The organism is Variovorax atrisoli 110B (assembly GCF_000382045.1).
GTDB classification, from domain to species: Bacteria; Pseudomonadota; Gammaproteobacteria; order Burkholderiales; family Burkholderiaceae_C; genus Variovorax; species Variovorax atrisoli.
Genome location: NZ_KB907450.1, coordinates 1,296,016 through 1,308,767, shown reverse-complemented (window position 1 = coordinate 1,308,767; position 12,752 = coordinate 1,296,016). Strand labels below are relative to the sequence as shown.

The 12,752-nt window shown below is 67.4% G+C and carries 12 protein-coding genes; all 12 read left to right on the top strand.

Annotation, left to right across the window (positions count from 1 at the left end; translation table 11 throughout):
* The first annotated feature begins 58 nt into the window (after positions 1-58).
* Complete coding sequence (gene scpB, locus G369_RS0106240) at positions 59-1,012, top strand: SMC-Scp complex subunit ScpB (protein WP_019653124.1); 954 nt, start codon at positions 59-61, stop codon at positions 1,010-1,012.
* A complete protein-coding gene (locus G369_RS0106235) occupies positions 1,009-2,820 on the top strand; it encodes a pseudouridine synthase (RefSeq protein WP_019653123.1) in 1,812 nt (603 codons plus the stop codon). The genes scpB and G369_RS0106235 overlap by 4 nt, the downstream gene beginning before the upstream one ends.
* A 153-nt stretch (positions 2,821-2,973) precedes the next feature.
* A complete protein-coding gene (gene ndk, locus G369_RS0106230) occupies positions 2,974-3,399 on the top strand; it encodes a nucleoside-diphosphate kinase (RefSeq protein ID WP_019653122.1) in 426 nt (141 codons plus the stop codon).
* Between the two features lie 21 nt (positions 3,400-3,420).
* Positions 3,421-4,578, top strand: coding sequence for a dual-specificity RNA methyltransferase RlmN (gene rlmN, locus G369_RS0106225; RefSeq protein ID WP_019653121.1), 1,158 nt, complete (start codon positions 3,421-3,423; stop codon positions 4,576-4,578).
* A gap of 4 nt (positions 4,579-4,582) precedes the next feature.
* Positions 4,583-5,440: a type IV pilus biogenesis/stability protein PilW gene (gene pilW / locus G369_RS0106220; RefSeq protein ID WP_019653120.1), complete on the top strand. Its 858-nt coding sequence runs from the start codon at positions 4,583-4,585 to the stop codon at positions 5,438-5,440.
* Positions 5,433-6,407, top strand: a complete 975-nt coding sequence (locus G369_RS0106215) for a helix-turn-helix domain-containing protein (protein WP_019653119.1) — start codon at positions 5,433-5,435, stop codon at positions 6,405-6,407. The genes pilW and G369_RS0106215 overlap by 8 nt, the downstream gene beginning before the upstream one ends.
* The gene (gene ispG, locus G369_RS0106210; RefSeq protein WP_019653118.1) at positions 6,404-7,699 is read left to right on the top strand and encodes a flavodoxin-dependent (E)-4-hydroxy-3-methylbut-2-enyl-diphosphate synthase; all 1,296 of its coding nucleotides are present in this window, start codon (positions 6,404-6,406) and stop codon (positions 7,697-7,699) included. Before G369_RS0106215 ends, ispG begins: the two co-directional genes overlap by 4 nt.
* 12 nt (positions 7,700-7,711) lie before the next feature.
* A complete protein-coding gene (hisS, locus tag G369_RS0106205) occupies positions 7,712-9,034 on the top strand; it encodes a histidine--tRNA ligase (RefSeq protein ID WP_019653117.1) in 1,323 nt (440 codons plus the stop codon).
* 5 nt (positions 9,035-9,039) lie between these two features.
* Positions 9,040-9,732: a YfgM family protein gene (locus G369_RS0106200; protein WP_019653116.1), complete on the top strand. Its 693-nt coding sequence runs from the start codon at positions 9,040-9,042 to the stop codon at positions 9,730-9,732.
* A gap of 7 nt (positions 9,733-9,739) precedes the next feature.
* Positions 9,740-10,882 carry an outer membrane protein assembly factor BamB gene (gene bamB, locus G369_RS0106195; RefSeq protein WP_019653115.1) on the top strand — a complete coding sequence of 381 codons (1,143 nt, stop codon included), beginning with the start codon at positions 9,740-9,742 and terminating at the stop codon, positions 10,880-10,882.
* A 69-nt stretch (positions 10,883-10,951) separates the two neighbouring features.
* Entirely contained in the window at positions 10,952-12,295 is a 1,344-nt protein-coding gene (der, locus tag G369_RS0106190) for a ribosome biogenesis GTPase Der (protein WP_019653114.1), read from the top strand.
* Between the two features lie 165 nt (positions 12,296-12,460).
* A complete protein-coding gene (hfq, locus tag G369_RS0106185; RefSeq protein WP_026346229.1) occupies positions 12,461-12,706 on the top strand; it encodes an RNA chaperone Hfq in 246 nt (81 codons plus the stop codon).
* Positions 12,707-12,752 lie beyond the last annotated feature (46 nt).

Below are 12,752 nucleotides of genomic sequence, written 5' to 3'. Positions count from 1 at the left end.
CTCCTTCCATCCTTCTGAACAAGCGCCCCCAGGCGCCTTTTCCCGGATAACGCGAACCATGAATACGGCGGATGCCAAGCGCATTCTCGAAACCGCCTTGATCTGTTCGAGCCAGCCGTTGCCGGTGCGCGATATGCGCGTGCTGTTCGACGACGAACTGGGTGCGGACACCATCAAGTCGCTGCTGCTCGAACTGCAGGAAGACTGGGCGCAGCGCGGCCTGGAGTTGGTGAGCGTCGGCAGCGGCTGGCGTTTCCAGAGCCGGCCTGAAATGCGCGACCACCTCGATCGCCTGCACCCCGAGAAGCCGCCGCGCTACACGCGTGCTGCGCTCGAGACGCTGGCGATCATCGCCTACCGCCAGCCGGCCACGCGCGGCGACATGGAAGACATCCGCGGCGTGACGATCAATTCGATGATCCTCAAGCAGCTGGAAGACCGCGGCTGGGTCGAGGTCATTGGCCACCGCGAGACGGTCGGCCGTCCGGCGCTCTATGCGACCACGCGGCAGTTCCTCGACGACCTGGGGCTGGCCTCGCTCGATCAACTGCCGCTGATCGAGACGCCGGCACAGCAGGCGGCGCTGGTCGATGCGCTGGAGCAGGCCTCGGGCGAGCAGCAAGGGCTGCCGATCGATGCGGCTGCGGAACCCGAAGCCGCCGCCGAGGGCGACGCCGATGCCTCGGGAATGGCGGAGCTGGAGCTTTCCTCCGCCGACGCGCCGGTGCCCGATGCCGAGATTGCGGCTTCGCAGCAAGGCGAAGAAGCCGAACCTGTGACGAACGCATCCGAAGAGCCTGCCGCCGTCGACATCACGCCCGAAGTTTCCGAGGCGGCAGAAGCCGCCGCGGCGATCGAAGCCATCGAGGCCGCCCAGGCGCAGGTCGCCGAGAACGAGGCAGGCGCCGAATCCGCTGCCGCCGAGCAAGAACAAGAACCCGCGTCGGAATCCGATGCCCCGTCCGAGGACGAAGCCGATCCTCACGCTCCCTCTCCCGGAAAAACCTCATGAGCACAACCGACACCGAAGACGCAGCAATGCTGCCGGTCGAGCCCGAAGTCAAGAAGAAGAAAAGGGCGACCACGGCCAAAAAGGCTGCGGTTGAAGCTGTCGAGGCGGTTGCGCCCCCGGCGCCCGCATCCGAGGCCGTGGCCGAGGCGCCGAAGAAGCCGCGCGCACCCCGCAAGAAGAAGGTTGTCGAGCAGCCTGCCGTCGAAGGCGAAGCGGTAGCCGCTCCGGCCGTCGAGGCCACCGCCGAATCCGCTGAGCCGCAAGTTGCGGCGCCGGCCACCGAGCAGGCGCCAGTGGTTGCTGAAGCCGCTCCTGGTGATGTGCCGACCGAGGCTGCCGTGGTGGCGGCCCAGCCTCCGGCGCCCGAGCGCGCCGGCGACCGCAACGACGAGGTGCGCGACGACGGCGAAGAGGACGAAGAAGACGAGGAAGAGCCCGACGAGGAGGAGGACGACCTCGACCGCGCGCGCCGCGCCGCCGAGCGCGAGCAGCGCAACGCGCCTCCGCCCGAGCCGATCCGGTTCGCGGACGTCATCTCCGGCCAGTTCGACGCCGACGAGGAAAGCCCCGAGGTCCCGCCGCTCAAGCGCGTGCTGCTGCCCGAGGCCGATTCGCCCAAGCTGCACAAGGTGCTGGCGCAGGCGGGCCTGGGTTCGCGGCTCGAAATGGAGCAACTGATCCTCCAGGGACGCATTTCCGTCAACAACGAGCCGGCCCACATCGGCCAGCGCATCCAGTACGGCGACCAGGTCAAGATCAACGGCAAGCCGATCCGCTACCGCATCGCACCGCCGCCGCCGCGCGTCATCGCGTACCACAAGCCCGTGGGCGAGGTGGTCACGCACGACGATCCCCAGAACCGCCCGACCGTGTTCCGCAAGCTCCCGCGCCTGCAGCAGGGCAAGTGGCAGTCGGTGGGCCGTCTCGACCTGAATACCGAAGGCCTGCTGCTGTTCAGCAGCTCCGGCGACCTGGCCAACCAGCTCATGCACCCGCGCTTCGGCCTGGAGCGCGAGTATGCGGTGCGCGTGCTGGGCGCGCTCACCGCCGAAGAGAAGCAGAAGCTGCTCGACGGCGTGCGTCTCGACGACGGCATGGCGCAGTTCGGGGCCATCGAGGACGGTGGGGGCGAAGGTTCCAACTGCTGGTACCGCGTGACCATCTCCGAAGGGCGCAACCGCGAGGTGCGGCGCCTGTTCGAGTCGGTGGGCCATGCGGTCAGCCGGCTGATCCGCATCCGCTACGGCGCCATGGTGCTGCCTCGCGGCCTGAAGCGCGGTGCCTGGATGGAGCTCGACGACCGCGACATCCGCGCGCTGTTCCAGGCTTCGGGTGGCGCGGTGGCGCGTCCGGGCCAGCAGCAGCGCGGTCCGGGGCAAGAGGGTGGCGGCAACGGCCGCGGCGGCCGCAACAAGAAGCGCCGCGGCAATCGCAACGGAGGCGGCGGCCAGGCCGCGCGCGACGACGGCGGGCGCGAGGCGCCGATCCCGAATCCGCTGGGCGACGGCCGTCCGCCGCGCGGCGAGCGGGGCGGGCGTCCCAACCGCGGCAATGGCGGCAACGGTGGCCAGCCCCAGGGGCAGGGACGCCGCGGCAACGGCGGCCGCCAGGGTGGCGATCGCCAGCAGGGCGCCGCCAACCAGCCTGATCCGATGAAGACCTCGCTGGGCTACATCGGCGCAGACAGTTTTTCGCGCCAGCGCAAGGAGCAGCGCGGAGGCCAGCGCCGCGGCGGCGGCGGAGGCGGAGGCGGAGGCGGTGGTGGCGGCTTCGGAGGCCAGGGCGGCGGACGCCGCCGCGGGCGCTGAAAGGCTGCCGTCGCATCGCGGCCTTTCGCGGGGTTTTCACCAATCCGCAAGGCCGCGCCGGTTAAAATCAGAGGCTTTGTCGACAAGTGACGAAACAAACTCGTTGCAGTTGTGACAAAACAATTCAAAATCAAAGCTCCAGGAAGCATTTCAATGGCTATCGAACGTACCCTTTCCATCATCAAGCCCGACGCAGTTGCCAAGAACGTCATCGGCAAGATCGTTTCCCGTTTTGAAGCTGCCGGCCTCAAGATCGTCGCCGCCAAGCTGGTGCACCTGTCGCGCAACGAAGCCGAACAGTTCTACGCCGTGCACAAGGAGCGCCCCTTCTTCAAGGACCTCGTCGAGTTCATGATCTCCGGCCCCGTGTTCGTGCAAGTGCTCGAAGGCGAGAACGCCATCGCCAAGAACCGTGACCTGATGGGCGCCACGGACCCCAAGAAGGCAGCCGCCGGCACCATCCGCGCCGACTTCGCCGACAGCATCGACGCCAACGCCGTTCACGGTTCGGACGCTCCCGAAACCGCCGCGAACGAAGTCGCCTTCTTCTTCGCTGGCCTCAACGTCTACGCACGCTGAAGCCGGATCTCGCCTGATTCCATGACCACGGCCAACCTGCTCGATTTCGATCTCGAGGGGTTGGCTGCGTTCTGCGAAAAACTCGGCGAGAAGAAATTCCGCGCCACGCAGCTTTACCGCTGGATCCACCAGCGTGGCGCCAGCGACTTCACCCAGATGACCGATCTGGCGAAGTCGCTTCGCGAGAAGCTCGCGACCACCGCTCGCGTCGAGGCCCTGCCGGTCATCACGCAGCACGAATCCAAGGACGGCACGATCAAGTGGCTGTTCGACGTCGGTGACGGCAATGCCGTCGAAGCCGTATTCATTCCCGAGGACGACCGCGGCACTCTTTGTGTGTCGTCCCAGGCCGGCTGTGCGGTCGGTTGCCGCTTTTGCTCGACGGGGCATCAGGGCTTCAGCCGCAACCTGGGCACGGGCGAAATCGTCGCCCAGCTCTGGTTTGCCGAACACTTCCTGCGCAAGCACCTGAAGCGCGACGAACGCGTCATTTCCAACGTGGTGATGATGGGCATGGGCGAGCCGCTGCAGAACTACTCGGCGCTGGTGCCTGCATTGCGCACCATGCTGGACGACAACGCCTACGGGCTGTCGCGTCGCCGCGTGACGGTGTCGACCTCCGGCGTGGTTCCGATGATCGACCGCCTGGGCGCCGATTGCCCCGTGGCGCTCGCCGTTTCGCTGCACGCGCCCAACGATCCGCTGCGCGACGACCTGGTGCCGCTGAATCGCAAGTACCCGATCGACGAACTCATCGAGGCCTGCAAACGCTACCTGGCCCATGCGCCGCGCGACTTCATCACCTTCGAGTACTGCATGCTCGACGGCGTGAACGACCAGCCCGAACATGCGCGCCAACTGGTCGACTTGGTCCGCAAGCACGGCATCTCGTGCAAGTTCAACCTCATTCCGTTCAACCCGTTTCCGGCCTCGGGCCTGCTGCGCTCGCCGCAGCCGCGCGTGCTGGCGTTCGCCCGGACGCTCAGCGAGGCCGGCCTCGTGACCACCGTGCGCAAGACGCGCGGCGACGACATCGATGCCGCCTGCGGCCAGCTCGCCGGCGACGTGAAAGACCGCACCCGGGCGGCCGAGCGCATGGCGCAGCGCCGCGCGGCGGAGCAGCGCCCCGTCGTTTTGCACCCGGTCCGCAAGACCAAGACCGTCTCCCAGGAGCACTGAACCGATGAGCATGGCCATTTCGATGACGACCGCGAACGTGCAGCGGATGCTGACTGTGGGTTTCGCGGGCGTCGCCGTGTCGCTGCTGCTTGGGGGTTGCGTGAGCACGCGCACCACCACCACCAGCCTGGCCGACAGCAGCAATTCGCCCAAGGGCACCGAGATCGTCACCGAGTCCGACGAGTCCAACCGCCAGCGCCGCGCGCGCCTGCGCATGGAACTGGCCGCCGGCTATTTCGAGCACGGCCAGACCACGGTGGCCCTCGACGAAATCAAGCAGGCGCTGGCCGCCGACCCCAACAACGCCGACGCGTACAACCTGCGTGGCCTCGTCTACATGCGGCTCGACGACGCCGGCCTGGCCGAGGACAGCTTCCGCCGCGCCATCGCGATCAATCCGCGCGACCCGAACACGCGCCACAACTACGGCTGGCTGCTGTGCCAGCAGAACCGCTATGGCGACGCCGCTGCCCAGTTCAACGAGGCCCTGGCGGTGCCGACGTACACCGAGCGCGCCAAGACGCTCATGACCCAGGGCGTGTGCGAGCTCAAGGCCGGCCAGCGGGAAAAGGCCGAGCGCACGCTCATGCAGGCCTACGAGATCGACGCCAGTAATCCGGTCGTCGCTTTCAACCTGGCGTCGGTGCTGGCGCAGCGCGAGGAGTGGTCGCGCGCGCAGTTCTACATCCGCCGCGTCAACAACAGCGCCGCGGCCAGTCCCGAGACGCTCTGGCTCGGCATCAAGATCGAACGCAAGCTGAACAACCGCGAAGCAGTCGCGCAGTTGGGAGGCCAACTGCAACGACGCTTCCCCCAGTCGCGGGAGGCAACAGCGTACGAGCGCGGGAATTTCAATGACTGATCGGGTTTCGGAGTTCGGCACTTCCGCCGCATTGCCACTGGAAACAGGCGATATCGCGAACAAGACGGCCGGCGAGCTGCTTCGCGAGGCGCGCGAGGCCCATGGCCTGCACATCGAGATGGTCGCGGCGGCCCTGAAGGTGCCGCCGCAGAAGCTCATGGCGCTGGAGGCGGACGACATCGCCTCGCTGCCCGACCCGGTCTTCGCCCGTGCGCTGGCCAGCAGCGTCTGCCGCGCCCTGCGCATCGATCCGGCGCCTGTGCTCGCGAAGCTGCCTACCACGCAGAAGGTGTCGCTGGCCGAGACCGACCGCACCCTTCGCTCGAACATCGGCTCGGGCACGCCGCGCTGGGGTGGCAGCAGCCGCTCCAGCGGGCTGCCTTCGCGGCCGCTGCTGATCGTCGTGCTGCTGCTGCTGATCGGCGCGGGTGCGCTGTTCTGGCTGCCGCAGTCGGCTTTCGACCAGCTCAGCGCTTCCGTGGCGCGGCTCACGGCGCGCAGCGAGTCCAGTGCCGAATCGGGTTCTGCCGGCGCGGCGGCTTCGAGCGGCGGTTCGGTGGCCGAGAGCGTGCCTACGCAGGCCGTGGCCCCCAGCGGTCCGGTGGCCGGCGATGCGCCTGCGGCAACGCCTGCTCCAGGTGCGCCTGCGGCTCCTGCTGCGCCCGCCGCTGCCGCGCCGGCTGCTGCGGCACCGGCAGCCACGCCCGTGGCCGCCGCTTCGAGCAGCCAGCCGCTCGTCTTCGTGGCTCGCGAGGAATGCTGGATCACCGTGACCGAAGCCGGCGGCAAGCAGCTGCTGCGCCGCAGCCTGCAGGCCGGCGAAACGGTGGGCCTGTCGGGTACGCCGCCGCTGTCGGTCGTGGTCGGCCGTGCGTCGAGCGTCGACGTGCAGGTCCGCGGCCAGCCCTTTGACCTGAAGCCCTTCACCAAGAGCGGTGGCGTGGCGCGTTTCGAGGTGAAGCCGTGACTTCCGCCAGCAGCAGCGATTGCCTTCCCGTCCCCATCGAGGCTGCGGCTCCCAAGCCGCGCCGTTCGCGCCAGGCCAGCGTGGTCTGGGGCCCGCGCGTGGTCACGGTGGGCGGCGACGCCCCGGTGCGCGTGCAGTCGATGACCAACACCGACACCGTCGATGCCATCGGCACGGCGATCCAGGTGAAGGAACTGGCCCAGGCCGGCTCCGAGATGGTCCGCATCACGGTCAACACGCCCGAGGCCGCCGCGCAGGTGCCCTACATCCGCGAGCAGCTCGACCGCATGGGCATCGACGTGCCGCTGGTGGGTGACTTCCACTACAACGGGCACCGCCTGCTGACCGACTATCCGGCCTGCGCCGAGGCGCTGAGCAAGTACCGCATCAACCCCGGCAACGTGGGCAAAGGCGACAAGAAGGACCGGCAGTTCGGCCAGATGATCGACGCCGCGATGCGCTGGAACAAGCCGGTGCGCATCGGCGTCAACTGGGGCAGCCTCGACCAGGAGCTGCTTGCCAGCCTGATGGACGCCAACAGCCGTCGCACTGAGCCCTGGGACGCCAAGCAGGTCATGTACGAGGCGCTCATCACCTCGGCCATCGAGTCCGCGAAGCTGGCCGAGTCGATGGGCATGGCCGGCAACCAGATCATCCTGTCGTGCAAGGTGAGCGGGGTGCAGGACCTGATCTCGGTCTACCGCGAGCTGGCCCGCCGCTGCGACTATCCGCTGCACCTGGGCCTCACCGAGGCCGGCATGGGCACCAAGGGCACCGTGGCGTCGGCCGCGGCGCTGTCGATCCTGCTGCAGGAAGGCATCGGCGACACGATCCGCGTGTCGCTCACGCCGCAGCCGGGCGAGTCGCGCACGCAGGAGGTGGTGATCGCCTCCGAGATCCTGCAGGCGCTGGGCCTGCGCGTGTTCGTGCCGAGCGTCACCGCCTGCCCGGGCTGCGGCCGCACCACCAGCACCACCTTCCAGGAGCTGGCCAAGCAGATCGACGACTACCTGCGCATGCAGATGCCGGTCTGGCGCAAGAAATATCCGGGCGTGGAGACGCTCAAGGTAGCCGTCATGGGCTGCATCGTCAACGGCCCCGGCGAGAGCAAGCACGCCGACATCGGCATCAGCCTGCCCGGCACCGGCGAGGCACCCGCAGCACCCGTCTTCATCGACGGCGAAAAGGCCCTCACGCTGCGCGGCGACAATATCGCCAACGAGTTCCATCAGCTCGTCGAAAACTACATTGAAAAGCGCTTCGGCCAGCCTCTCGCTGCCGACGTCGCCTGACCGCTTCCTCCTATGCCTGACAAGATAAATGCCGTCAAAGGCATGAACGATATATTGCCGGCGAGCGTGCCGCGCACCGACCGCCTGCCCGATTCGGCACTGTGGTCGTGGTTCGAACAGAAGGTGCGGCAGCTGCTAGCCCGCTATGGCTATCACTACATCGTCACGCCGGTCGTCGAGCCGACCGCGCTGTTCGTGCGCGGTCTGGGCGAAGTCACCGACATCGTCGAGAAGGAGATGTACTCCTTCACCGATTCGATGAACGGCGACAAGCTGACGCTGCGCCCGGAGGCCACGGCCGGCATCGTGCGCGCCATGGTCGAGCACAACGCGCTCTACAACGGCCCGCTGCGCCTGTGGACCATGGGGGCGATGTTCCGCCATGAGCGCCCGCAGAAGGGGCGCTATCGCCAGTTCCACCAGCTGGACGTGGAGGCGCTCGGCTTCCCTGGCCCGGACGTGGATGCCGAGCTCATCCTCATGGTGCGCGCTCTCTGGCGCGAACTCGGTCTCGTCGAGGGCGAGCACGTGCGCCTGGAGATCAATAGCCTGGGCCAGCCGGCAGAACGGCAGGCGCACCGCGAAGCGCTGATCCGCCATTTCGAGGCGCATGCCGACGCGCTGGACGCGGACGCGCAGCGCCGCCTGCACAGCAATCCGCTGCGCATCCTCGACACGAAGAACCCGGCGATGCAGGCCATCGTCGAGGCAGCGCCCCAGCTGATGGATTTCCTCGGTGAGGAGTCGCGCGCGCACTTCGACGCCGTTCGCGCCGTGCTCGACGCAGCGGGCCTGGCCTACCGCGTGAATCCGCGGCTGGTGCGCGGCATGGACTACTACAACCTGACAGTCTTCGAGTGGGTCACCGACCAGCTCGGCTCGCAGGGCACCGTCTGTGGAGGCGGGCGCTACGACGGGCTCATCGGGCAGATGGGCGGCAAGCCAGCACCGGCCGTGGGTTTCGGCCTCGGCATCGAGCGGCTGCTGCTGCTGATCCAGGAGCTGGGCCTGCCGGTGCCGTCCGCAGCGCCTGCGGCCTACGCCATCGTGCCCTCGGCCGCAGTGCTGCCGCAGGTCATGGTTGTGCTCGAGCAACTGCGCGCCGCAGGCGTCAGCGTGCTGCAGCACGCAGGCGGCGGCAACATGAAGGCGCAGTTCAAGAAAGCCGACGCGAGCGGTGCGCGCTACGCGCTGATCTTCGGCGAAGACGAACTCTCGCGCGGCGAGGTCACGGTCAAGCCGCTGCGTGATGCAGGCGGCGCACAGACCGCCCGGTCTCTTTCGGAAGTAGCCGCCTGGGCCGCCACCCTACAATCGCCGGCTCCCAATACCTGACACGCATGGCAACCCATCTCGACCTCGAAGAACAGGAACAGCTCGACCAGCTCAAGCATTTCTGGAATACCTACGGCACCCTGATCACCTCGGTCGTGCTGCTCGTTGCCGGCGCCTTCGTGGCCTGGAACGGCTGGCAATGGTATGGCCGCAACAAGGCGGCGCAGGCCTCGTCGCTCTACGACGAGATCGAGAAGACCGCGCAGGCGGGCGATCCGGCGCGCATCGCGCTCGTGCTCGACGACATGAAGAAGCGCTTCTCGGGCACCACCTACGCGCAGCAGGCGGGCCTGCTGGTCGCCAAGACCCTGTACGAGAAGGGCAACGCCGCTGGCTCGCGTGCCGAGCTCGAATGGGTGGCGCAGAACGCCATCGACCCCGGCTACAAGGCCGTCGCCCGGCTGCGGCTGGCGGCCGAACTGCTCGACGGCAAGTCCTACGACGACGCGCTCAAGCAGCTCGACGGCAGCGTGCCCAAGGAATTCGAACCGCTGGTGGCCGACCGCAAGGGCGACATCTACCTGACGCAGGGCAAGCGCGCCGAGGCGCAGGCCGAATACCGCAAGGCCTGGACCGGCCTGGGCCCCACGTCCGACTACCGCCGCCTGGTGGAGATCAAGCTCAACGCGGTCGGCGTCGATCCCAAGAGCCTTGCCCCCGTGATCACCGTCACTCCCGCAGCCCCCAAGACTCCCTGACCGCATCATGAATTTCAAGCGCCTCATGCCTGGATCCACCGCCCTGCGCGCGGGATCAGCTCTCGTTCTGGCAGCGCTCCTGGCGGCCTGCTCGGGCTCGTCCAAGCCCAAGCCGGATCCGCTGCCCGCCAATCCGGCCCTGACGGGGGTGCGCCAGGCGTGGACGGTGCGCATTCCGGAAGTGCAGTTCCCGCTGACCACCGACGTGAGCGGCGACACGATCACCGTGGCCGGCAGCGACGGCACCGTGGTCGCGATCGATGCGCGCGCCGGTCGCGAGATCTGGCGTGGCAAGGCCGGCGCTGGGCTGGCAGCCGGCGTCGGCAGCGACGGGCAGGTGGCGGCGGTCGTCACCACCGACAACGAACTGGTCGCCCTCGAGAACGGCAAGGTGCTGTGGAAGCAGAAGCTTTCGGCCCAGGCCTTCACTGCACCGCTGGTGGCGGGTCGCCGCGTGTTCGTGCAGACCGCCGACCGCAGCGTCAGCGCCTGGGACGGCCAGAGCGGCCGCCGCCTGTGGATCCAGCAGCGCGCTGGCGAGAACCTCGTGCTGCGCAAGTCGGGCGTGCTCCTCGCCGTGGGCGATACGCTGGTGGCCGGCATTGGCGGCCGTCTGGTGGGCATCAACCCCGCCAACGGTACCTCGCGCTGGGAATCGCCCATCGCGGCGCCCCGCGGCACCAACGACGTCGAACGCCTGGTCGACCTGACCGGCAGCGTGAGCCGCTTCGGCGACACGATCTGCGCGCGTGCCTACTACGCCAGCGTCGGCTGCGTCGACACCCTGCGCGGTTCGCTGGTCTGGAGCAAGCCCGCCTCGGGTGCAGACGGCGTCAGCGGCAACGAGAGCTTCATCTATGGCACCGAGTCCGACGGCAGCGTCGTGGCCTGGCGCCGTGCTGATGGCGAGCGCGCCTGGCAGATGTCCCGCCTCAAGAACCGCGTCCTGACCTCGCCGCTGGCCGTGGGCCGCTCGCTCATCATGGGCGAGGACACCGGTACGCTGCACTTCGTGTCGCGCGAAGACGGTGCGCTGCTCAATCGCATCACGCCCGATGGCTCTGCCATCACCGTGGCACCGGTGCTCGCAGGCAACACGGTGGTCGTGGTGACCGCCAAGGGTGGCGTGTTTGGCTACCGCCCCGAGTAACTTCCTTTTCTCCGTTCTTTTCTCTTTCCAAGGCCCGACCATGAAAACCGCGCCCTCGAAAGGCCGGCCATGAAGCCGGTCGTGGCCCTGGTCGGGCGGCCGAATGTCGGCAAGTCGACCCTCTTCAACAGGCTGACGCAGACGCGCGACGCCATCGTCGCCGACTTCGCGGGCCTCACGCGCGACCGCCATTACGGCAACGGCCGCCTGGGCAAGCGCGAGTTCATCGTCATCGACACCGGCGGCTTCGAGCCCGATGCCGGCAGCGGCATCTACAAGGAAATGGCCAAGCAGACGCGGCAGGCCGTCGCCGAAGCCGACGTCGTGATCTTCGTGGTGGACGCACGCGAGGGGCTCTCTGCGCAGGACCACGACATCGCCAACGAGCTGCGCCGCATCGGCAAGCCCTGCGTGCTGGTGGCCAACAAGGCCGAGGGCATGCACGACGGCACCAAGCTGGTGGACTTCTACGAGCTGGGGCTGGGCGAGGTGCATGGCGTGTCCGCCGCGCACGGGCAGGGCATCCGGGGCCTGGTCGAGCTGGCGCTGGAGCCGCTGAACCTTCCCGATCCCGACGACGAGGAAGAAGAGGACGAGGTCAACAAGCCGATCAAGCTCGCCGTGGCCGGCCGTCCGAACGTCGGCAAGTCGACCCTGATCAACACCTGGCTGGGCGAAGAGCGCCTCGTGGCCTTCGACATGCCTGGCACCACGCGCGATGCCATCTCCGTGCCTTTCGAGCGCAATGGCCAGCGCTTCGAGCTGATCGATACCGCCGGCCTGCGCCGCAAGGGCAGGGTGTTCGAGGCGATCGAGAAGTTCTCGGTGGTCAAGACGCTGCAGGCCATCGAGTCGGCCAACGTGGTGCTGCTGCTGCTCGATGCCACGCAGGGCGTGACCGACCAGGATGCGCACATCGCGGGCTACATCCTTGAGAGCGGCCGCGCGGTGGTGATCGCGATCAACAAGTGGGACGCGGTCGACAGCTACCAGCGCGAGCAGATCCAGAGGCAGATCGAGACCCGGCTTGCGTTCCTGAAGTTCGCGGCGCTGCATTTCATCTCGGCCATCAAGCGCCAGGGGCTGGGCCCCGTGTGGCAGGCCATCGCGCAGGCCCACAAGTCGGCCACGCGCAAGATGTCCACGCCGGTGCTGACCCGGTTGCTACTCGAGGCGGTGCAGTTCCAGGCGCCCAAGAGAAGCGGCATGTTCCGTCCCAAGCTGCGCTACGCGCATCAGGGCGGCATGAATCCGCCGGTGATCGTGATCCACGGGAATTCGCTCGAACATGTGACGGATGCTTACAAGCGCTTTCTCGAAGGGCGCTTCCGCAAGGAGTTCGATCTCGTGGGTACCCCCTTGCGCATCGAGTTCAAGAGCTCCCACAATCCCTTCGTCGACAAGGACGACTGACAGAATTTGGCGGCGGATGGCCGCCGTTGAGTCCCGGCCAGGGTTGAAGTTCCGGCTTTTGAGAGACGTTATTTTTCAAAGGCCTTTGAGCGCGATTGCTGCGGCGCGGAAACCCTGTGTTAAGGTCTTCTCCTCCAACAACTACTCTTGAACACGGAGAATATCGTGAGCAATAAAGGGCAACTTCTACAAGACCCGTTTCTGAACACCTTGCGTCGCGAGCATGTGCCGGTCTCCATTTACCTGGTGAACGGTATCAAGCTGCAAGGCCAGATCGAGTCTTTCGACCAGTACGTCGTGTTGCTTCGCAACACGGTGACGCAGATGGTCTACAAGCACGCCATTTCCACCATCGTGCCAGGCCGTGCCGTCAATTTCTCGGCTACCGAGAACGACGACAACGCCGCCTGATCGCGCGGAGCGCGGCGGCAACCCCGCCGCGCTTTTTCCCTATTTC

Coding starts and splice junctions, on each gene's coding strand:
- bamB (WP_019653115.1), top strand. CDS start 9,740: ATGAATTTCAAGCGCCTCATGCCTGGATCCACCGCCCTGCGCGCGGGA.
- rlmN (WP_019653121.1), top strand. CDS start 3,421: ATGACCACGGCCAACCTGCTCGATTTCGATCTCGAGGGGTTGGCTGCG.
- G369_RS0106215 (WP_019653119.1), top strand. CDS start 5,433: ATGACTGATCGGGTTTCGGAGTTCGGCACTTCCGCCGCATTGCCACTG.
- G369_RS0106200 (WP_019653116.1), top strand. CDS start 9,040: ATGGCAACCCATCTCGACCTCGAAGAACAGGAACAGCTCGACCAGCTC.
- ndk (WP_019653122.1), top strand. CDS start 2,974: ATGGCTATCGAACGTACCCTTTCCATCATCAAGCCCGACGCAGTTGCC.
- G369_RS0106235 (WP_019653123.1), top strand. CDS start 1,009: ATGAGCACAACCGACACCGAAGACGCAGCAATGCTGCCGGTCGAGCCC.
- pilW (WP_019653120.1), top strand. CDS start 4,583: ATGAGCATGGCCATTTCGATGACGACCGCGAACGTGCAGCGGATGCTG.
- scpB (WP_019653124.1), top strand. CDS start 59: ATGAATACGGCGGATGCCAAGCGCATTCTCGAAACCGCCTTGATCTGT.
- hisS (WP_019653117.1), top strand. CDS start 7,712: ATGCCTGACAAGATAAATGCCGTCAAAGGCATGAACGATATATTGCCG.
- der (WP_019653114.1), top strand. CDS start 10,952: ATGAAGCCGGTCGTGGCCCTGGTCGGGCGGCCGAATGTCGGCAAGTCG.